Source organism: Symbioplanes lichenis, from assembly GCF_030709675.1.
In the GTDB taxonomy this organism is placed as follows: Bacteria; Actinomycetota; Actinomycetes; order Mycobacteriales; family Micromonosporaceae; genus Actinoplanes; species Actinoplanes lichenis.
The window spans coordinates 204,048-222,526 of the sequence record NZ_JAUZQD010000008.1; the positions used below are offsets into that span (position 1 = coordinate 204,048).

Below are 18,479 nucleotides of genomic sequence, written 5' to 3' on the forward strand. Positions count from 1 at the left end.
CCGGGCGGCGGCCGGGACGGCAGGATGGATCGGTAAGGCCGGGAGACCGGCGGGGCGCTTACTTCGGGGCGGGGCAGATTTGAGCACGAGGGCCAGCCGGGACGTGCTGGGCCGGGGGCTTCGCGTGCTCGGCCGCGCGATTCGCACCGAGCCGCGGCTGTTCACCGTGGGAGTCGTGGGCAGCAGCCTGTTCGGGCTGCTGATCATCGCGAACTCCTATGTCGTGGGGGCGGTCACCGGGCACGTCGTGGTGCCGGCGTTCACCGAGCACCGGGCCGGCGTGCGGGAGCTGCTGCTCATCGCGGCGGCATTCGTCGGGATCTCGGTGCTGCGGGTGATCAGCATCTTCGGGCGCCGGCTGGGGGCGGGCTACATGCAGTTCCGGCTGCAGGCCCGCTATCGGCGCGCGGTGACGCGGCGTTATCTGTCGCTGCCGCCGGCGTGGCACGCGCGGCACGCGACCGGCACGCTGCTGTCCAACGCCAACTCGGACGTGGAGGCGGCGTTCGTACCCATCGCGCCCCTGCCCTTCGCGGTCGGGACCGTCGTGATGATCCTCGCCGCGGTGATCTCGCTCTTCTTCACCGACTGGGTGCTCGCCCTGGTCGGCGTGGTGCTCTTCCCGGCCCTCTTCCTGATGAACCTGGTCTATTCGCGCCGCATGTCGCCGCGGCAGATCCGGGCCCAGCGGCTGCGGGCCAAGGTCAGCGCCGTCGCGCACGAGAGCTTCGACGGCGCGCTGGTGGTCAAGACCATGGGCCGCGAGGCCGACGAGTCGCGGCGCTTCCGGGTGCACGTGACCGAGCTGCGCGACGCGCTCATCTCGGTGGGACGGCTGCGCGGGCTCTTCGACCCGCTGATGGACGCGCTGCCCAGCATCGGCACGCTGGCGGTGCTGCTGCTCGGGGCGTGGCGGCTGCAGTCCGGTGCGATCACGGTGGCCGACCTGGTCAGCGTCGCTTTCCTGTTCACGGTGCTCGCCTTCCCCGTACGCGCGATCGGCTGGGTGGTCGCCGAGCTGCCGCGCAGCGTCGCCGGGTGGGAGCGGGTGCAGGCCGTGCTCGGCGCCGAGGGCGACCTCGCCTACGGCGCCACGACCGACCCCGGGACCGGCCCGGCCACGCTGCGGTTCGACCAGGTCTCCTTCGCGTACGGGCAGGGCGCCGAGGTTCTCCACGACATCTCGTTCACCGTCCCGGCGGGCCGGACCGTCGCCCTGGTGGGTGCCACGGGCTCGGGCAAGTCGACGATCGCCTCGCTGGCCGTCCGTCTGGTGGACCCGGACAGCGGCACGGTGACGGCCGACGGGCGGCCGCTCCCCGAGCTGGCGCCGGGCGCGCTGGCGGCGACATCGGCGCTGGTCCCGCAGGTGCCGTTCATCTTCGACGACACCGTGCGGGGCAACATCACCCTTGATCGGGAGAGCGTCGACGACGAGGCGGCCTGGGCGGCGCTGCGGCTGGCCCAGGCCGACGGGTTCGTGGCGAAGCTGCCCGAGGCGCTCGACACCGCGGTCGGCGAGCGCGGCACGTCGCTCTCCGGCGGGCAGCGGCAGCGGCTCACGCTGGCCCGCGCGCTGGCCGGGCGCCCGCGGCTGCTCGTGCTCGACGACGCGACCAGCGCGGTCGACCCGCGGGTGGAGGCGGCGATCCTCGGGGCGCTGCGGGGCCACGACGCCGGGGCCTCGATCCTGGTCGTCGCCTATCGGCGGGCCACGATCGCGCTGGCCGACGAGGTCGTGTTCCTGCGGGACGGCCGGATCGCCGCGGTCGGCCCGCACACCGAGCTGATGGCGACCGTCCCCGGCTATCGGGACCTGGTCACCGCCTATGAGCAGGCGGAGAACGAGGAAGAGACGGTGCAGGCATGACGGCCGCCGTGGTCGAAGAGGGGACGCTGGCGACCGTACGGCGGGGGGTGAAGCTGTCGCCCGAGCTGCGGCCGGGCCTGGCGGGCACAATCGCGCTGGCCTTCGTGTCGATGGCCGGGCGGGTCGCGGTGCCCATCGCCGTGCAGCAGGGCATCGACCGGGGCATCCGGGCGCCCGGCGGGCCGCACCTCGGCGTCGTCCTGACCATCGTGCTGATCACGCTCGGGCTGCTGGCGGTCTCGACGACGTGCGGCTATCTGATGACGCGCCGGCTCTTCACGGTGAGCGAGACGGCGCTGGCGTCGCTGCGCTCGCGGACGTTCCGGCACATCCACGATCTGTCGATGCTGCACCAGCAGTCCGAGCGCCGCGGCTCGCTGGTCTCCCGGGTCACCGGCGACGTCGACCAGATCACCCAGTTCCTGCAGACCGGCGGCGTGCAGCTGCTGCTCACCGGCGGGCAGGTGGCGGTCACGACGATCGTCATGCTGGTCTACTCGTGGCAGCTCACCCTGGTGGTCTTCGTCTGCTTCGTGCCCGCGGCCATCGTCATCCGGCTCTTCCAGAAGCGGCTCGCCGCCGTCTACCGGGTGGTTCGCGAGCGCACCGGCATCATGCTGGGGGCGGTCGCGGAGAGCGTCGTCGGGGCCGCGGTCATCCGGGCGTACGGGGTCCGCTCCCGCACCGAGAAGAGGCTGGACGACGCGATCGACAACCTGCGCGTGTCGCAGCAGCGCGCGTTGCGTACCAGTGTCACCAGCTTCTCCACCGGGGAGATCGCGGCCGGGCTGGCGCTCGCCGCCGTCGTGGTCGTCGGGGTGCTCCTCGGCGTGGACGGCGGGCTGACCGTGGGCAAGCTCACCGCGTTCCTGTTCCTGGTGACGCTGTTCATCCAGCCCGTGCAGATCGCCACCGAGGTGCTCAACGAGGCGCAGAACGCCGTGGCCGGCTGGCGGCGGGTGCTCGACGTGCTCGACATCCAGCCCGACGTGGCCGACCCGGGCACCGAGGGCGCCGCGCTGCCGCCGGGCCCGCTGTCCGTACGCTTCGCCGACGTCTCCTACCGCTATCCCGGCGGCCCGATCGTGCTCGCCGACGTCGACCTGGAGATCCCGGCGCGCACCAAGGTGGCGGTGGTCGGGGAGACCGGCAGCGGCAAGACGACCTTCGCCAAGCTGCTCACCCGGCTGATGGACCCGGCCGGCGGAACGGTGCTGCTGGGGGACACCCCGCTGACGTCCGTACGCTTCGACTCGTTGCGCTCGCGCGTCGTCATGGTGCCGCAGGACGGGTTCCTCTTCGACGCGACCGTGGCGGAGAACATCCGCTTCGCCGCCCCGGGCCTCACCGATGACCAGCTGACGGACGCGTTCGCCGAGCTCGGGCTGGGCGACTGGCTGGCCGGGCTGCCGCAGGGGCTCGAGACGCCCGTGGGGGAGCGTGGCGAGGCCCTGAGCGTGGGCGAGCGGCAGCTGGTCGCGCTGGTCCGGGCCTATGTGGCCGACCCCGACCTGCTCGTGCTGGACGAGGCGACGAGCGCGGTCGACCCCGCCACCGAGGTACGCCTGCAGCGCGCGCTCGACACGGTGACGCGCGGCCGGACGACCGTGGCGATCGCGCACCGGCTGTCCACGGCGCAGGCGGCGGACGAGGTGATCGTGGTCGACGCGGGTCGCGTGGTGCAGCGCGGGCCGCACGCGGTGCTGGTGCAGGAGGAGGGCTCGATCTACGCCAAGCTCTACGCGTCGTGGCTGGAGCAGACGCGCTGATCGGTCGCCGGCGGGCCGGACGGGCCGCCGATGCGCTGATCAGTCGCCGGCGGCCGCGCGGGCCAGCGTGGCCAGGCGGGCCGCGGCGGCGCTCAAGGTGCGGTCGCGGGCGGTGGCGACGCTGACCCACATCGTGAAGTCGGCGTCGTCGATCGCGATCCAGTGCAGCCGGTCGTCGCCCTCGGCCAGATAGCGCGGGAGGAAGCCGACGCCCAGCCCGTTGCGGATGAGCGCGGCGGTGTCGGCGGTGTCCGAGGTCTCGTAGCGGACCTCGCGGTGCAGGCCCCGGCGCCGCAGCTCGGTGTCGACGAGCGTGCGGTTGGCGAACCCCGCCCGGAAGTCGACGAAGCGCAACCCGGTGACCTCGGCCAGCGCGATGCGGTCCCGACCGGCGAGCGGGTGATCGGGCGTCACCGCGAGGCCGAGGGGCGAGCTCGCGAGCGGGTCGACGCGCAGGTCCGGGTAGTCCGCGGCGGTGGCCGACAGGAACGCGACGTCGATGTCGCCGCGGCGCAGGGCGGTGGCCATGCCGGCCGTTCCGGTCGCGGAGGGCGCGATGTGCATCGTGACGTCGGGGTGGTCGCGGGTGAAGCGGCCGAGCAGCGCGGGAATGTCGAAGAGCGTCACGTTCGTCATGTAGCCGATGCGGATCGCCCCGGACAGCCCGCCGCGCACGGCCTCGACGGCGTCGCGCGCCGCGCGGAAGGCGGCCAGGATCACGGTGGCGTGCTCCAGCAGCACCTGCCCGGCGGGGGTCGGGCGCACCCGGCGCGTGGTGCGGTCGAAGAGGCGCTCGCCCAGGTCCGCCTCGAGCGCCGCGACCGTGGCGGAGACGGCCGACTGCACGAGATAGAGCTCGGTGGCGGCCTTGGTGAAGCTGCCCGTGCGGGCGACGGCGGCGAAGACCTCGAGCTGGCGCCGATCCATGACTCATCTCCTCGTACGATCAATGGCATCAGTTTTCAGCGTTGGCTCCGATGGATCAAGCGTCGCAGACTGGGCGCATGACAGTTATCTCCCCGGCCCGGTCGCCCCGGCCGGCTCTTGTCCCGGCGCGCCGCGGGGTCAGCCACGGCTCGGGGTTCTGGATCGCCTCGGCCGCGTTCCTGATCGTGATGGCCTACAGCACCGTGCCGACCCCGTTGTGGTCGCTCTACCAGCAGCGGGACGGGTTCTCGACCTTCGCCGTGACGATCGCCTTCGCCGCGTACGCCGTCGGGGTCGTGATCTCGCTCTTCCTCGCCGGGCACCTGGGCGACACGCTCGGGCGCCGGCGACTGCTGCTGCCCGCGATCGGGCTCGAGATCGTCTCGGCCGTGATCTTCCTCGCGTGGACCGCGCTGCCGGGCCTGATCGTCGCCCGGGTGATCTCGGGGCTGGGCATCGGCATGCTGACCGCCACGGTGACGGCGCACATCATCGACCTGCACCTGCGGGCTCGCCCGGGCGCCGGTCCGGTGCGCGGTCAGCTGGTCTCGGGGGCGGCCAACCTCGGCGGGTTCGGGTTCGGCGCGCTGGTCTCCGGGGTGCTCGCCCGGTGGGCGCCGGCGCCGCTCGTCACGCCGATGGTCGTCTTCCTGGTGCTGCTCGTGGTGGCGTTCGCAGGCGTCGCTCTCGTGCCCGAGACGGCGGACGTTCCTGCGACACGCCCGGCTTACCGGCCGCAGCGGGTGCGCGTGCCGCAGGCGGCCCGCGGGCGGTTCTTCCTGGCCGGGGGCATCGCGTTCGCGGCGTTCTCGGTGCTCGGGCTGTTCACGTCGCTCGCGCCGATCTTCGTCGCCGGGCAGCTGCACATCACGTCGCGGGCGGTCGCCGGGGCGGTCGTGTTCGTCACGTTCGGGTCGGCGGTGGTGGCGCAGATCGCCGTGCGGCCGCTGAGCCTGCGGGCCCAGGTCGCGCTCGGGGCGCTGCTGCTGGTGCTCGGGATCGGCGCGCTGACCGCGGTCGTGCTGACCACCGGCAGCATCGTGTTCTTCCTGGCCGGCGGCGTGCTGAGCGGGGCCGGGGCGGGGACGCTCTTCAAGGCGGCGCTGGCGGTGGCCGGCTCGCTGGCCCAGCCTTCCCACCGGGGCGAGGTGCTCGCCGGGATCTTCCTGCTGGGCTACATCGGACTGACGGTGCCGGTGGTGGGCATCGGGGTGGCGACGTTGTCGGTGTCGCTCGCCACGGCGCTGACCGGGTTCGCCGTCGTCATCATCGCCCTGACTCTGCTTGCCGCCGTTCCGCTTGCCGCGGCGTTGCGCCGCGCCTGATGGTGAAACGGCCCCGGCACGCCGTTGTGCCGGGGCCGCCGCTTGTGACGCTTCGCTTGATCAGCGCGCGTAGAACTCGACCACCAGCTGCTCGTCGCAGATGACGGGGACTTCGGAGCGCTCCGCCTTGCGGATGACCGTCGTGCGCAGGTCCTCGAGAACTGTCGACAGGTACGGCGCGGTCGGGCCGTCGATGTGCGCGCCGGTCGCCGCGATCTGGAACGGCGGCTTCTGGCGGCTGCTCTCGCGCACCTCGATGACCTGGCCGGGCTTCAGGCGGTAGGACGGGCGGTCGACCTTCTTGCCGTCCACGGTGAAGTGGCCGTGCGCGACGAGCTGACGGGCCTGGTAGATCGTGCGGGCCAGGCCGGCGCGCTGCACGGTGGCGTCGAGGCGGCTCTCCAGCAGTGCGACCAGGTTCTCACCGGTCTTGCCGTCGCGGCGGTGCGCCTCGTCGTAGGCGGCCCGCATCTGCGACTCGCTGATGTTGTACTGGTGCCGCAGCCGCTGCTTCTCGAGCAGCCGCACCTGGTAGTCCGAGGACTTGCGCCGGCCACGGCCGTGCACACCGGGCGGGAACGGGCGCCGCTCGAAGTACTTGACGCACTTGCGGGTGAGCGGGATGCCGAGTGCCCGCGACAGCCGGGCCTTGGGTCGGGAGTTGTTCACGGGCGATCTTTCATCCTCCGGTGCAGGTGCTACGGTTAGCCTCGCCTTACTAAGGTTAGCCTAACCGGTGCTCGGAGGATCCTGACATGCAGCCCACCCATGCCGAGGTCGCGCGAACGATCGCCGCAGGCCATCTGCCCGCCACGGCGCACATCGCGTGCCGCCCGGGGCCCTACCCCGTCCGGCACGTGACCGACGCCCAGGGCCGGGTGCTGCTGCTCTCGCCCCGCGACGGCGCGCTCGCCGCCGCCCTGCGCCCCGGCCCCGACGTCGACGACACCGCGCTGGTCCTCGACATCCCGGACGTGCCGCCGGTCGCCGGCGCGCCGTCGCTCGGCCGCGTGTGGGTCGCCGGCTGGGCCACCCTGCTCGAGGGCGACGAGGCCCGCCAGGCCGCCCTCGACTACGCCGACACCGACCCGGCCACCGACCTCCTCGACGTCGGCGACTCGCAGGTTCTCCACCGCATGGACGTCGCCGAGGTGCGCTACGAACGCAACGAGGTCCTGCGCGACGTCGACCCGGACGACTACGCCGCCGCCACGCCCGACCCCCTGCGCGCCATCGAGTTCGACCTCATCGCCGACCTGGCCGACCACCACGTCACCGAGATGTCCGACTACGTGCGGCGGCAGCTGGGCAAGGCAGCCCGGCCCGGCGACGACCCGCGCGTGGTGCGGCTCGACCGCTACGGCTTCCTGGTCCGCTTCGGCGACCGGCTGGCCCGGCTCTCCTTCCCGCGCCCGGTGACCGACCGGCACGATCTGGCGCATCTGCTGCACCCGATCCTGTGCCACCGGTGCGCGCATGCCTGATTAGCCCGGTGCCGGCCTAGCGGTTCCGGTAGTAATGTCCGGGCGGGGCGCAGCTCTCGGTGACGGTGGCGGGCGCTGCCGCCAGGGCCGAGGTGGCGGTCGCGGTGACGATCGCTGCCGTGGCTGCCGCTGTTGCGGTGGCGCGCATCAGGTGGAGCATCGTGATGTCCCCTCATCAGGATGGGCGTGCTCCCAGGATCGACCGTAGGGGTGGGCGGCGCGCCGCTCAAGGGCCGATTCCACCTTCTCGCCGGGGTGAGGCGTCGTCAGAGGTCGAGGATGCGGTCGAGGAAGTCCCGATAGTTGCGCATGGCCATCCGCATGCTCTCCGTGTCCGGCGTGGACGTCTCCCGCAGCGGATCCAGCTCGTCCCGCTCGGCCAGCATCGCCGCCGAAAGCTCCCCGACGGCGTCACTGATCAGATCCCGGGCGCGCTCGAGTGCACTCACCGGATCGTCCACGAACTGCGCCTTCACCTCATGCCACTCGCCCCGGAACCGGGCCCCGGCCGCCTCGTCCCAGAACGAGATCGCCGTCCCCCCGACATCCCCGGGCCGCCGCTGAGCCACCCCCAGATCGTCGCCCGCCGACTCCCGGCCGAGGTCGTCGCCCACCTCGGGCCGGTCCTCGACGGCGTGGCCTTCGAGCTGCGGCACCTCGTCCTCGGCGGCGTGGCTCTCGAGGCGGGGGTCCCCGTCCTCAGCGGCGTCCGGCTCGACTGTCACGATGCGCTCGACGGTCAGCTCATTCGCCACGACCCGATCGACAACGAGTTCACTGTGGTCATCGGCCTGCTCAACACCGTGCTGAGCCGGCCCGATGCCGACGTCGACCAGCCGGTCGCGCTCTTCCCGGCCGTCAGTTGCGCGATCCTCCGTGGCGCTGCCCTCACTGGCGTGGCCCTCTGGTGCGCTGCTCTCTTCGGCGGAGTTCTCCGGCGCGCTGCTTTCGTCGGTGGCCCCGACTCCCTCGAGGACCTCGATCCCAGTCACGGCCTCGACCGCGTCCACGGCGTCGACCACGGTCAAGGCCTCGTCATCGGGCTCGGCGCGGCGACGCCGTCCCCCGGAGACAGGAAACGACGGCAGTCCGGCCACGGAACCGAGGTCGTCAGTCGGCTCCGATCCGATCCCCGGTTCCGGAACACGCGCCGACCCCGTGACGGTCACCTGCGCCCGGCCGGTAGGCGCCTCCCGCACATCGTCCCCAACCTCGTCGGGGCGCCGGCGCTCGTCCTCTGCCGCGTGGGGAAGCCGGCGCTCGTGGTCCTCTGCCGCGTGGGGAAGCCGGCGCCCGTCGTGCTCCGCCGCGTGGGATAGCTGGCGCCCGTCATCATCGGCTGCGCCGGAAGGCCGGCGCTCGTCGTCGTCCGGTGCGGAACGGCGGGCGACGTAGGGCTTCGCCGGTTCGCCGGGCGGCGGTGTGTCGTCGCTCAGCGGGAGGTCCTGCGGGTCCTCCGGCTGCTCGGGGTGAGGCGCCCAGCCGTCGGGCAGGGGAGGGTTGCCCGCCCGGGTGAACGGTGACGGCGCATAGAGGGGCACGCTCGCCTGCGGAGGCGGCGCGAACGGACCCGCTACGTCGTCGGACGCCCCGATCTGGCCGGCGCCTTCCCCCTCGTCGGCCGGAGTGGTTGCCGGGATCTCGTCGGCCGGGGCCTGGGTGGCCGGCGGCTCGTCGCCGGGGGTGTCCGACTCCGGGAACTTGTGGAAGAGGTCAGCGATCGGGTCGTCCGCGAGGGGCGCATCGGCCGGCGGGAAGAGGGGACCTCGCCACCCATCGGCGGGCGCCGGATCGTCGTAGCCGTTGGCGGGCGCGGAATCGTCATAGGCGTTGGCGGTGCCCGGTCCGTCGTAGGCGTCGGCGGTGGCCGGACCCTCGTCGTCGTGGGTGGTGCTCGGTCCGCTGTAGCCGTTGGTGACGGGCGGCCCGGCGTGGCCGTTGGCGGAATGGCCGTTGGCGTGGCCGTTGATGCGGGCAGGGCCTTCGTCGAGACGGCGGAGGCCGCCGAGCAGACCGCCGAGGAGCGCCTCCGTGGGACGGCGGGAGCCCAGGGCCACCATCTGCGCGTCGAAGGGGAGCGGCGGCCGATTGTCACGCCGGCTGGAGTCGGCCGGCTGGCCCGGGCCGTTCGTACCGTCCGATTTGTCCTGTGCGTTCTGCGCCTCGTGGTCGTCCGTGTCGTCGGGACGGTGCGGCCATCGCGGTTCGGCGGAGCCTTGCCTGTCCTCGGCCTCGGGCTCGTGGGTGGAGCGGGAGGGCTCGTCGGTGTGGGGCTCCGGCGCGGGGCGGCCGGCACGGCCCAGTGGTTGGCCGGAGATGTCGTCGCCCGGATAGCCGGAAATGTCGTCCCGCGAGAAGTCGCCGGGAGAGGTGCCCCGGTCGCGGCCGGGCGCGGGGAAGGTGTTCCACGGCTGCTGCGGCTCGGCGACCCGGGGCGGCGGCGGGATCTGGAACGTGCCTGCCTCCGGCACCCGGTAGCGGCCCGCGTCCGGCATCTGCGGCAGGTCGGGGAGCGGCGGAACGTCGGCGGGGCGGGTGGCTTCCGGGTGGGAGCCGGCGGTCTCCGGATCGGTCACGCGCGGGTCGGGATCGACGGGCTCGGGGCGGAAAGAGTGCGGGCCGGGATCGACGGGCTCGGGCCGGAAAGAGTGCGGGCCGAGGTCGATGGGCTCGGGGCGAAGAGCGTGCGGGCCGGGGTCGGCGGGGCCGGGGCCGGGGCCGGGGGTGTCGAGGGTGGGGAAGTCCGGCATGCGGGCGGGGTCGTCGGCCGGGTCGGTGCCGGTGCCGGGCGGGCGGCCGAAGTGGGGCATGCGGCCGTGGTCGGCTTCGGGTGGGGGTTGCGGGAGGTCGAAGGCGTTGAAGCTGCCCAGCTCCGGGAGGTCCAGGCCGGGGACGCCGTTCGGGACTCCGGCGGTGCCGCGCGGTTTGCGGCGATCGCCCGGAATGCCCGTGGGGGCCGGCGGTGAGGCCGGGAAGGACTCGTCCGGGTGGACAGCGGCGGGGCCGGCCGGGTGGGCGGGGTCGTCCTCGTCGGGCCGCTGGGGCTCGGGGGTGGGGCTGCCCGGCGCCGGCCAGGGGCGGGCCTGGCCGTAGGGCCGGCGACTGTCGTCGGGGTGGGCCGTGGGCTCCATGTGCGTGAGACTCCCGTCACCTCAGCGCGGCCCCCGGGTGGGCGCGCAGGCACGACACCCGGGGCAGGCGCGGCGCACGACGACGGTACCTGCCGCGGCTCCGTGCTCACACCCCCAGTGCGGCTCCGTGACCGGATCGTGGGCTACCGGCTCGTGGACGCGGCGGCGCGTGCGAGACAATCTGGGACTGTGCCAGCAGACCTCGAGAATCAGCCCGTACGGCCGTCCGGCCTCGACCCGCGGATCGCCGCTCGCCTGCGCCGGGGCGACGACGGCCTCGTCGCCGCCGTCGTGCGTGAGCACGGCTCCGGTGACGTGCTCATGCTGGCCTGGATGGACGACGAGGCGCTGCATCGGACGCTCACCACGGGGCGGGCCACCTACTGGTCGCGCAGCCGCCGCGAATACTGGGTGAAGGGCGCCACCTCGGGCCACCACCAATATGTACGGGACGTCGCCCTCGACTGCGACGGCGATGCGCTGCTGGTCACGGTCGAGCAGGTCGGGGCGGCCTGCCACACCGGGAGCCACTCGTGCTTCTCGAACACCCTGCCCGTGACGGCGCCGGAGGCGAACGTGACGGCGCCGGAGGAAAACGTGACGGCGTCCGGGGAGGGCCAGTGACCAGCGGAGCCGTGCAGCCGGACGAGGCGACCTTCGTCACTCAGGCGGGGGAGCGCCGCGTCGTTCCCGTGATCCGGCGGCTTCTCGCCGACGGGGAGACGCCGATCGGGGTCTATCGGAAGCTCGCCGGCGGCCCGGGCACGTTCCTGCTCGAGTCGGCCGAGCAGGGCGCCGGCTCCGCGGCGTGGTCGCGTTATTCCTTCATCGGGGTCCGCAGCGCCGCCACCCTGATCGAGCGGGACGGGCAGGCCGCGTGGCTCGGCACCCCGCCGGCGGGCGTTCCGCTCGACGGTGACCCGGTGGCCGCGCTGCGGGAGACCGTGGCCGCGCTGACCCGGCCCGAGGAGAACCCTGCGGACGATCTCCCGCCGCTGACCGGCGGCATGGTGGGCTATCTCGCGTACGACCTGGTGCGCCGGTTCGAGCGGCTGCCCGCCACGGCGACGGACGACGTGCCGCTGCCCGAGCTGGGCATGATGCTCGCCACGGACCTCGTGGTGCTCGATCACTACGACGGGTCGGCGATCCTCGTGGCCAACGCCGTGCTGCCCGAGCGGGCGAGCGGGGACGAGGCCCGGGCCGCGTACCACCAGGCGGTCGGCCGGTTGGACGCGATGACCACCGCGTTGTCGCGTCCCACCCCGCCGATGATCTCCACGGTGGAGCGGACGCCGCCGGGGGAGGTCGTCAGCCGTACGGTCCCCGGGGACTACCAGAAGGCCGTCGAGTCCGCCAAGGAGGCGATCCGGGCCGGCGAGTGCTTCCAGATCGTCGTCGCGCAGCGGTTCGAGCGCGCGACGGCGGCCGATCCGCTGGACGTCTACCGGGTGCTGCGCGCCACGAACCCGAGCCCTTACATGTACCTGCTCCGCTTCGACGACTTCGACATCGTCGGGTCCTCGCCGGAGGCGCACCTGAAGGTGACGGAGGAGGACGGCGGCGTACGCCGGGCCCTGCTGCACCCGATCGCCGGCACGCGCTGGCGCGGGGCGACGCCGGAGCTGGACAACGCGCTGGCCGCCGAGCTGCTCGCCGACCCGAAGGAGCGGGCCGAGCACGTCATGCTCGTCGACCTGGGCCGCAACGACCTGGGCCGGGTGTGCAAGGCCGGCTCGGTGGAGGTGCCCGACTTCGCGCGCATCGAGCGCTACAGCCACGTCATGCACATCGTGTCGACCGTCGTGGGCGAGCTGCGCGACGACCGGACGGCGTTCGACGCGCTGGCGGCGACGTTCCCGGCCGGGACGCTGTCCGGGGCGCCCAAGGTGCGGGCCATGGAGATCATCGAGAGCCTCGAGCCGGTGCGCCGCGGGCTCTACGGCGGCACGGTCGGCTACTTCGGCTTCGGCGGCGACATGGACATGGCGATCGCCATCCGGACGGCGCTGATGACCGGCGGCTACGCCTACGTCGGCGCCGGCGCCGGCATCGTGGCCGACTCCGACCCGGCATCCGAGGAGCAGGAGACCCGCAACAAGGCCGCCGCCGTCCTCGCCGCGATCGCCGCCGCCGAAACCCTCCGCGCGGCCCGCTGATGACCACCGACGACAGCACGCCCGCGACCAGGACCGGCGAAGCGGCACCCGCAGCCGAAGCCGACGATGCGGTGCCCGCGGCCAGGGCTGGCGATGCGGTGCCCGGGGTTGGGGCCGGCGATGCGGCGTCCGCGGACACGGCGGGCGACGAGACGGCAGCGCGGCAGCAGGAGGCGGGGAGGGTGACGCCGGGCCGGCGGCTGGCCTACGCGGTGCTGGCCACGGCCGCCGGCGCCGGGCTGGTGTTGTGGGGAATCACCCGCACGTGGTCGACCAAGGTCACCGATCGCCCGGGTCTGACCCAACTGCGCGAGACCCATCCGGGTACGGACACCGCCCCGCTCGTCCTCGCGCTGGCCCTGGTGGCCCTGGCCGGCGCCGGCGCCCTGTTCGCCACGAAGGGTGTGGTGCGCCGGGTCCTCGGCGTGCTGATCGCCGTGGCCGGGGTGGGCGTGGTCGTGGCCACGATCGCCGGGCGGGCCGGGCTGGACATCGGCGAGGCGGGCGCGGGAGCCACGGCGTGGCCCGTGGTCTGCGTCGCCGGGGGGCTGCTGGTGGTGCTCGGCGGGTGGTGGACCGTCCGGCACGGGCACGAGTGGCCCGGCATGGGCGCCCGCTACGAACGCACCGTCACCGCTCCCGTGGCGACGGACGACACCGGGACCGTCGACGCCCGCTCGGCCTGGGACGCCCTGGACCGCGGCGACGACCCGACAGCCCGCTGAAAAGCCGCGACGAGGTGAAGGCGGCCCGTTGAAAGGCCGCGACGAGGTGAAGGCGGCCCGTTGAAAGGCCGCGACGAGGTGAAGGCGGCCCGTTGAAAGGCCGCGCCGAGGTGAAGGCGGCCCGTTGAAAGGCCGCGCCGAGGTGAAGGCGGCCCGTTGAAGAGCCGCGCCGAGGTGAAGGCGGCCCTGTAAAAGCCGCAAAAGACGCCGGCCCCGCAAAGCCGCAAAAGGTCGAGGTGGCCGGTCGAGAGGGCGACGCTCGGCCGAAAAGGCCGGGGGAAGATCAGCGCGCGTTCAGCGACCGCCGCGCCGGGATCGTGCGGGCGTTGCGCGGGCGCGGCGTGGCCGCCAGGGCCGCCACCATCGCGTCGACGTCCGCCCGGGCCTGGGCGCGCGCCTGGTCGGCGCGCATGGCGTCGTAGGCGTTGTCGCGGGCGGTGCGCACGTTGGCCGGGCCGATCATGCGGCGCTCGACGCCGGCGATGAGGTCGGCGGCGGCCGCGACGACGGCTCGGGACACGGCGGCGAAATTCTGCTCAGAGGTCATCAGGTCTGCTCCACACCAGGTGACTGTCCGGACCAATTCTGCCTGACTCCCAGGGTGCCCGCCGCGTGTTACCAGCTCATGACGGTGCGGTGACCGCCGCCCGGGGTCGTCCGATCGGCCGAAGGGGCCCAGGTGGAGGACCCACCCACCCCGCCGATAGTGTGACGGACGTGACACGGTGCGTGGTGGTGGCGCATTATGCCGCAGCCCATCAGGTGAGGATCGCCATACCCCGGAGGGCTGGACAGGACGGCCGCCACCTAGCATCGGCCCGAGGACACCCGGAGAGGGGAGTCGTTAGGTGACAGACGATCAGCGTGGCGCGGGACCCCAGAACGTGCTCGAGGAGATCCTCGCCGGCGTGCGGGAGGACGTGGCGGCCCGGCAGGCTCAGGTCTCGCTGGACCAGGTGAAGGCGGCCGCACAAGCGGCACCCCCGGCGATCGACGCGTACGCGGCCCTGCGCAAGCCGGGCGTCGCCGTGATCGCGGAGGTCAAGCGGTCGTCCCCGTCGAAGGGCGCGCTCGCGGACATCCCCGACCCGGCGGAGCTCGCGGGTGAGTACGCCGGCGGCGGCGCGCGGTGCATCAGCGTCCTGACCGAGGGCCGATGGTTCGGCGGCTCGCTCGAGGACCTGGCCGCGGTGCGGGCGGCGGTGAACGTACCGGTGCTGCGCAAGGACTTCGTCGTCTCCAGCTATCAGGTGCACGAGGCCCGCGCGCACGGCGCCGATCTGGTGCTGCTCATCGTCGCGGCGCTCGAGCAGAACGTCCTGGTGGGCCTGCTCGAGCGGATCGAGTCGCTGGGCATGACCGCGCTCGTCGAGGTGCACAACGAGGAAGAGGCCGACCGGGCACTGGACGCGGGCGCCCAGGTCATCGGGGTGAACGCCCGGGACCTGCGGACCCTCGAGGTGGACCGGTCCGTCTTCGAGCGGATCGCGCCCGGGCTGCCCGGCAACGTGGTGAAGATCGCCGAGTCCGGCGTCCGGGGCCCGCACGACCTCATCCGGTACGCGTCCGCGGGCGCCGACGCGGTGCTGGTCGGCGAGGGCCTGGTCACCCAGAAGAGCCCCCGTGACGCCGTGGCGGAGCTGGTCAACGCCGGCAACCACCCCGCGACGCCGAGGCCGGTGCGATGACATTTCCGGACATGGCCGGACACTTCGGCAAGTACGGCGGCCGGTTCGTGCCCGAAGCGCTCGTCAAGGCGCTCGACGAGCTCGAACGCGCGTACCGGGAAGCCAAGCAGGACCCCGTCTTCCAGCAGCGCTTCGACGGCCTGCTCAAGAACTATGCCGGGACGCCGAGCCTGCTCTATCGGGCCGAGCGGCTCAGCGAAGCGCTCGGAGCCGAGATCTGGCTGAAGCGCGAGGACCTGAACCACACCGGCGCCCACAAGGTGCGCAACGTGCTCGGCCAGGCCCTGCTGGCCAAGCGTATGGGCAAGCCGCGGGTCATCGCCGAGACCGGCGCGGGCCAGCACGGCGTGGCCAGTGCCACCGCGGCGGCGCTGCTTGATCTTGAGTGCGTGGTCTACATGGGCGCGACGGACACCGAGCGCCAGGCGCTCAACGTGGCCCGGATGCGCATGCTCGGGGCCACCGTCATTCCGGTGACCAATGGTTCGCAGACCCTCAAGGACGCGCTCAACGAGGCGCTGCGCGACTGGGTGTCGACCGTCGAGACGACCCACTATCTGCTGGGTACGGCCGCCGGCCCGCACCCGTTCCCGGAGATCGTCCGCGACTTCGTGGGCGGCATCGGGGTCGAGGCGCGGGAGCAGATCGTCGGCGCGACGGGCCAACTGCCCGACGCCGTGGCGGCCTGTGTCGGCGGCGGCTCCAACGCGATCGGGATCTTCCACGCGTTCGTGCCCGACGAGGGCGTGCGCCTGTTCGGCTTCGAGGCCGGGGGCGACGGCGTGGAGACGGGACGCCACGCGGCCTCGATCACGGGCGGCTCGGTCGGCGTGCTGCACGGCAACCGCACATACCTGTTGCAGGACGAGGACGGGCAGACGATGGAGTCGCACTCCATCTCCGCGGGCCTCGACTACCCGGGCGTCGGCCCCGAGCACGCGTGGCTGCACGACACCGGGCGCGCCACCTATGAGCCCGTGACCGACGCCGAGGCGATGGCCGCGTTCCAGCTGCTGTGCCGTACGGAAGGAATCATCCCCGCGATCGAGAGCGCGCACGCCCTCGCCGGGGCCGCCAAGATCGCGCCGCGGCTGGCCGCCGAGCTGGGCCGCACGCCGACGATCCTGGTCAACCTTTCCGGGCGTGGCGACAAGGACGTGCACACCGCCGGCGCGTACTTCGGGATCCTGGACGACAACGAAGTGCTGGTGCCGGGGGAGCAGGAATGAGTATCGCCGAGACCTTTGCCAAGGCGAAGGCCGAGGACCGCTCGGTGCTGGTCGGTTGCATGCCGGCCGGCTTCCCGACGGTGGACGACTCGATCGCGTCGATGGTGGCGATGGCCGAGAGCGGCTGCGACGTCATCGAGGTCGAGCTGCCCTACTCCGACCCGGTCATGGACGGCCCGGTCATCCAGAAGGCCAGCGACATCGCCCTGGCGAACGGCGTGCGCTCGCGCGACACCCTCAAGATCATCGAAGCGGTCTCCCGTACGGGCGCCACGGTCGTCCTGATGACCTACTGGAACCCGATCGAGAAGTACGGCGTGGACGCGTGGGCCCGTGACCTCGCCGCGGCGGGCGCCACGGGGATGATCACGCCCGACCTGATCCCCGACGAGGGCGCGGAGTGGATCGCCGCCGCGGACAAGCACGGCATCGACCGCACGTTCCTCGTCTCGCCCTCCTCGACCGACGAGCGGCTGGCGATGACCGTGGCGAGTTGCCGCGGCTTCGTGTACGCCACGGCACTCATGGGCGTGACGGGTGCGCGTACCAGTGTGTCCTCGCAGGCCCCCGAGCTGGTCGAGCGGATCCGCCGGGCCGACCCGCACATGCCCGTGGGTGTGGGTCTGGGTGTCGGGACCGGTGCGCAGGCCGCCGAGGTGGCCGCGTTCGCGGACGGCGTGATCGTCGGCAGCGCGCTGATCCGCTGCGTCCTGGAGGCGCCGGACCTGGCCACCGGGCACGACCGGCTGCGCGCTCTGAGTGCCGAGTTGGCAGAAGGTGTACGCGGCGGCGCGCCCAGGTGACATGAGCGGCGCCCGTCGGCGGTAGGGTGCGCGCGTGAAGTACTACGCCCAGATCCCCAGCCCGACCGTCTCGGTGTGGCACGTGCTCGGACTGCCGGTCCGGGCGTACGCCATCTGCATCGTCCTCGGCATCGTGGCCGCCGTCCTGATCATGGAATACCGGCTGCGGCGCCGCGGCGTGGCGCCGTGGGTCTCGCTGGACATGGCGGTGTGGGCGGTGCCGTTCGGCATCGTCGGTGCCCGGGTCTACCACGTGATCACGTCGCCGGAGCAATACTTCGGCGACGGCGGCGACCCGATGCGCGTCTTCCAGATCTGGGAGGGCGGCCTCGGCATCTGGGGCGCGGTCGCCGGTGGCGCGCTCGGCGCCTGGTTCGCCGCCCGCCAGATCGGCCTGCCGCTGTCGGTCTTCGCCGACGCGCTCGCCCCGGGCCTGCCGGTCGCCCAGGCCGTCGGCCGCCTCGGCAACTGGTTCAACAACGAGCTCTACGGCAGCGTCACCACCCTGCCCTGGGGCCTGCAGGTGCACGACATGGACCGGTCCAACCCGGGCCACGCCACCATGATCGACGGCCAGGCCGTCACGCTGCCCGACCTCTACCACCCCACCTTCCTGTACGAGCTCGTCTGGGACCTGGGCGTCGCCGCGCTCGTGTGGGCCCTCGACCGGAAGTACAAGTTCGGGCGGGGCCGGGCCTTCGCCGTCTATGTGATGGCCTACACCGCCGGGCGCCTGTGGATCGAGATGCTGCGCATCGACGAGGCGAACCACATCTTCGGCATTCGGTTGAACGTGTTCACCGCGATCGTGGTGTTCCTGGGCGCGCTGATCTACTTCCTGCTGGTCAAGGGCCCCCGCGAGTACGTCGTGCCGGACGACGCGCCCGACTCGGCGCCCGCGCCGGCCGCGGAGAGCGACGTGGACCAGGTCGACGTCGGCTCGCCCGCGCCGGCGGCCAAGGCGCCGCGCAAGTACCAGGTGGTGAGCGAGGAGCGGTTCCTGGCGTACCAGCAGACGGGGATCCTGCCGCCCGCGGCCGGCGGCTCGCCCGAGCCCGATCTGGCGCCGGCCGGGGTCTCCGCCGGCGCGCCCGCTTCTTCCTCGCCTGCCTCTCCGGCCTCTTCCGCGTCAGCTGCGTCCGCCGCGCCTGCTGCGGCTGCTCCGTCGGCCACGCCGGTGGAGCAGTATGCGAAGCCCGTCGCGAAGCCCGCTGCCGAGCCGGCCGCTCCCGAGCCGGCCGCTGCTGAGTCGGCCGCTGTTGAGTCGGCCGCCAAGCCCGCCGCCGCTGAGCCGGTCGCCAAGCCCGCCGCTGAGCCGGCCGCCGCTGAGCCGGTCGCCAAGCCCGCTGCCGAGCCGGACGCCGGTCCC

At 73.1% G+C, this 18,479-nt stretch carries 15 protein-coding genes and 1 pseudogene; 11 read left to right on the forward strand and 5 right to left on the reverse strand.

Annotated elements, in window-relative coordinates:
- Positions 1-103 precede the first annotated feature (103 nt).
- Positions 104-1,870 carry an ABC transporter ATP-binding protein gene (locus RAN62_RS20885; RefSeq protein WP_305786552.1) on the forward strand — a complete coding sequence of 589 codons (1,767 nt, stop codon included), beginning with the start codon at positions 104-106 and terminating at the stop codon, positions 1,868-1,870.
- Complete coding sequence (locus tag RAN62_RS20890; protein ID WP_305786376.1) at positions 1,867-3,639, forward strand: ABC transporter ATP-binding protein; 1,773 nt, start codon at positions 1,867-1,869, stop codon at positions 3,637-3,639. The genes RAN62_RS20885 and RAN62_RS20890 overlap by 4 nt, the downstream gene beginning before the upstream one ends.
- Positions 3,640-3,678: 39 nt before the next feature.
- Here RAN62_RS20890 and RAN62_RS20895 read toward each other — a convergent pair whose 3' ends face one another.
- Positions 3,679-4,566: a LysR family transcriptional regulator gene (locus RAN62_RS20895; protein ID WP_305786377.1), complete on the reverse strand. Its 888-nt coding sequence runs from the start codon at positions 4,564-4,566 to the stop codon at positions 3,679-3,681.
- Between the two features lie 77 nt (positions 4,567-4,643).
- On the opposite strand from RAN62_RS20895, the gene RAN62_RS20900 reads away from it, so the two are divergent.
- The gene (locus tag RAN62_RS20900) at positions 4,644-5,891 is read left to right on the forward strand and encodes an MFS transporter (protein ID WP_305786378.1); all 1,248 of its coding nucleotides are present in this window, start codon (positions 4,644-4,646) and stop codon (positions 5,889-5,891) included.
- 60 nt (positions 5,892-5,951) lie between these two features.
- On the opposite strand, the gene rpsD is transcribed toward RAN62_RS20900, so the two are convergent.
- Entirely contained in the window at positions 5,952-6,560 is a 609-nt protein-coding gene (gene rpsD, locus RAN62_RS20905) for a 30S ribosomal protein S4 (protein WP_305786379.1), read from the reverse strand.
- An 86-nt stretch (positions 6,561-6,646) separates the two neighbouring features.
- Here rpsD and RAN62_RS20910 point away from each other — a divergent pair, with 86 nt between their 5' ends.
- A complete protein-coding gene (locus RAN62_RS20910) occupies positions 6,647-7,375 on the forward strand; it encodes a DUF2470 domain-containing protein (RefSeq protein WP_305786380.1) in 729 nt (242 codons plus the stop codon).
- A 16-nt stretch (positions 7,376-7,391) separates the two neighbouring features.
- Here the strand turns inward: RAN62_RS20910 and RAN62_RS20915 are convergent, their stop codons facing one another.
- Positions 7,392-7,523, reverse strand: a complete 132-nt coding sequence (locus tag RAN62_RS20915) for a hypothetical protein (protein ID WP_305786381.1) — start codon at positions 7,521-7,523, stop codon at positions 7,392-7,394.
- Positions 7,524-7,641: 118 nt separating this feature from the next.
- Positions 7,642-10,506 carry a hypothetical protein gene (locus RAN62_RS20920; RefSeq protein ID WP_305786382.1) on the reverse strand — a complete coding sequence of 955 codons (2,865 nt, stop codon included), beginning with the start codon at positions 10,504-10,506 and terminating at the stop codon, positions 7,642-7,644.
- A 189-nt stretch (positions 10,507-10,695) separates the two neighbouring features.
- On the opposite strand from RAN62_RS20920, the gene hisI reads away from it, so the two are divergent.
- The 3 genes from hisI to RAN62_RS20935 all read left to right on the forward strand — a co-directional run bounded on the left by hisI (position 10,696) and on the right by RAN62_RS20935 (position 13,390).
- The gene (gene hisI / locus RAN62_RS20925; RefSeq protein WP_305786383.1) at positions 10,696-11,130 is read left to right on the forward strand and encodes a phosphoribosyl-AMP cyclohydrolase; all 435 of its coding nucleotides are present in this window, start codon (positions 10,696-10,698) and stop codon (positions 11,128-11,130) included.
- The gene (locus RAN62_RS20930) at positions 11,127-12,665 is read left to right on the forward strand and encodes an anthranilate synthase component I (RefSeq protein WP_305786384.1); all 1,539 of its coding nucleotides are present in this window, start codon (positions 11,127-11,129) and stop codon (positions 12,663-12,665) included. Before hisI ends, RAN62_RS20930 begins: the two co-directional genes overlap by 4 nt.
- Positions 12,666-12,763: 98 nt before the next feature.
- Complete coding sequence (locus RAN62_RS20935) at positions 12,764-13,390, forward strand: Trp biosynthesis-associated membrane protein (RefSeq protein WP_369077182.1); 627 nt, start codon at positions 12,764-12,766, stop codon at positions 13,388-13,390.
- Between the two features lie 283 nt (positions 13,391-13,673).
- Here the strand turns inward: RAN62_RS20935 and RAN62_RS20940 are convergent, their stop codons facing one another.
- Positions 13,674-13,937, reverse strand: coding sequence for a hypothetical protein (locus tag RAN62_RS20940; protein ID WP_305786385.1), 264 nt, complete (start codon positions 13,935-13,937; stop codon positions 13,674-13,676).
- A 337-nt stretch (positions 13,938-14,274) separates the two neighbouring features.
- Between RAN62_RS20940 and trpC the strand changes: the two genes are divergently transcribed.
- The 4 genes and pseudogenes from trpC to lgt all read left to right on the forward strand — a co-directional run.
- Positions 14,275-15,078: an indole-3-glycerol phosphate synthase TrpC gene (trpC, locus tag RAN62_RS20945; protein WP_305786554.1), complete on the forward strand. Its 804-nt coding sequence runs from the start codon at positions 14,275-14,277 to the stop codon at positions 15,076-15,078.
- Entirely contained in the window at positions 15,075-16,307 is a 1,233-nt protein-coding gene (gene trpB / locus RAN62_RS20950; protein WP_305786386.1) for a tryptophan synthase subunit beta, read from the forward strand. The genes trpC and trpB overlap by 4 nt, the downstream gene beginning before the upstream one ends.
- Positions 16,304-17,110, forward strand: coding sequence for a tryptophan synthase subunit alpha (trpA, locus tag RAN62_RS20955; protein ID WP_305786387.1), 807 nt, complete (start codon positions 16,304-16,306; stop codon positions 17,108-17,110). Before trpB ends, trpA begins: the two co-directional genes overlap by 4 nt.
- 34 nt (positions 17,111-17,144) lie before the next feature.
- A pseudogene (gene lgt, locus RAN62_RS20960) lies at positions 17,145-18,293 on the forward strand (prolipoprotein diacylglyceryl transferase); the annotation flags it as partial.
- Between the last annotated feature and the right edge of the window lie 186 nt (positions 18,294-18,479).

What these genes read in the sequence shown, in the direction of transcription:
- RAN62_RS20890 (WP_305786376.1), top strand. Translation starts at nt 1,867, where the DNA reads ATGACGGCCGCCGTGGTCGAAGAGGGGACGCTGGCGACCGTACGGCGG.
- RAN62_RS20895 (WP_305786377.1), bottom strand. Translation starts at nt 4,566, where the DNA reads ATGGATCGGCGCCAGCTCGAGGTCTTCGCCGCCGTCGCCCGCACGGGC.
- RAN62_RS20900 (WP_305786378.1), top strand. Translation starts at nt 4,644, where the DNA reads ATGACAGTTATCTCCCCGGCCCGGTCGCCCCGGCCGGCTCTTGTCCCG.
- RAN62_RS20910 (WP_305786380.1), top strand. Translation starts at nt 6,647, where the DNA reads ATGCAGCCCACCCATGCCGAGGTCGCGCGAACGATCGCCGCAGGCCAT.
- RAN62_RS20915 (WP_305786381.1), bottom strand. Translation starts at nt 7,523, where the DNA reads ATGCGCGCCACCGCAACAGCGGCAGCCACGGCAGCGATCGTCACCGCG.
- RAN62_RS20920 (WP_305786382.1), bottom strand. Translation starts at nt 10,506, where the DNA reads ATGGAGCCCACGGCCCACCCCGACGACAGTCGCCGGCCCTACGGCCAG.
- RAN62_RS20940 (WP_305786385.1), bottom strand. Translation starts at nt 13,937, where the DNA reads ATGACCTCTGAGCAGAATTTCGCCGCCGTGTCCCGAGCCGTCGTCGCG.
- trpB (WP_305786386.1), top strand. Translation starts at nt 15,075, where the DNA reads ATGACATTTCCGGACATGGCCGGACACTTCGGCAAGTACGGCGGCCGG.
- trpA (WP_305786387.1), top strand. Translation starts at nt 16,304, where the DNA reads ATGAGTATCGCCGAGACCTTTGCCAAGGCGAAGGCCGAGGACCGCTCG.